This is a genomic window from Pseudomonas sp. NFPP12, assembly GCF_900103205.1.
Taxonomy (GTDB): Bacteria; Pseudomonadota; Gammaproteobacteria; order Pseudomonadales; family Pseudomonadaceae; genus Aquipseudomonas; species Aquipseudomonas protegens.
In genome coordinates, this window is record NZ_FMWW01000013.1 from 1 (window position 1) to 1199 (window position 1199).

Annotated in this window: 1 protein-coding gene; it reads left to right on the forward strand. The window is 60.8% G+C overall.

All coding sequences use genetic code 11. From position 1 onward, the window contains the following. Nucleotides 1–1199, forward strand: a 1199-nt coding sequence (locus BLS75_RS31610) for an immunoglobulin-like domain-containing protein (protein WP_176876787.1), incomplete at both ends; no start/stop codon positions are given.

Sequence of the window (1199 nt, forward strand, 5' to 3'; positions counted from 1 at the left end):
GATGACGTCTACAAAGACGCCGGCAAGGTCGAGGCAACGATCACCAAAGCCGAGGGTGGCAACTTCGAGCACCTGGAGACCAACCCGACTCCAGCTGTGACTGATGTCACCGATACCATCGACACCAGCACCGTTTCCCTGACTGCCACGCCGAGCGTGGCTGAAGGTGGAACCGTGGTGTACACCGCCTCCGTGACCGCGCCAGTGACCGGTTCTCCAGTGGTCGTCACTCTGTCCAACGGTCAGACCATCACCATCCCGGTGGGCGAATCGTCCGCCAGCGTCAACTTCACCGCGCCAAACGATGCGTTGGCTGGCGGTAGCTCCCTGAGCACCACCATCACCAAAGCCGACGGTGGTAACTACGAGAAGTTGGAAGTCAGCGACAAGCCGGCAGAGACCTCGGTTACCGATACTCCAGACACTACAACCCTGAGCCTCTCGGCTACGGAGTCCGTGGCTGAAGGCGGCTCCATCGTCTACACCGCCACATTGACCAATGCAGCTGGCACTCCGGTCACTGTGACCTTGAGTAACGGTGCCGTGATCACTATTGCTGCCGGTGCCACTTCGGGCACGGCAACTGTCGCCGCGCCAGCCGATGATGTCTACAAGGACGCCGGCAAGGTCGAGGCAACGATCACCAAAGCCGAGGGTGGCAACTTCGAGAACCTGGAAACCAATCCAGCTCCAGCAGTCACCGACGTGACTGACACCATCGATACGTCGACTGTCAGTCTGACTGCAACACCAAGCGTGGCTGAAGGTGGAACCGTGGTGTACACCGCGTCGGTCACCGCTCCCGTGACTGGTTCCCCGGTCGTAGTGACTCTGTCTAATGGCCAGACCATCACCATTCCAGTGGGTGAGTCGTCCGCCAGCGTCAACTTCACCGCACCCAACGATGCGTTGGCGGGCGGTAGTTCGCTCAGCACGACCATCACCAAAGCCGACGGTGGCAACTACGAGAAGCTGGAAGTCAGCGACAAGCCGGCTGAAACCAGCGTCACCGATACCCCGGACACCACCACTCTGAGCCTCTCGGCTACGGAGTCTGTGGCTGAAGGTGGTTCCATCGTCTACACCGCGACTCTGACTAATGCTGCGGGTACGCCTGTTACTGTCACGCTCTCTAACGGCGCGGTGATTACTATCGCCGCGGGCGCCACTACCGGCACCACCACCGTCGCGGCCCCGGC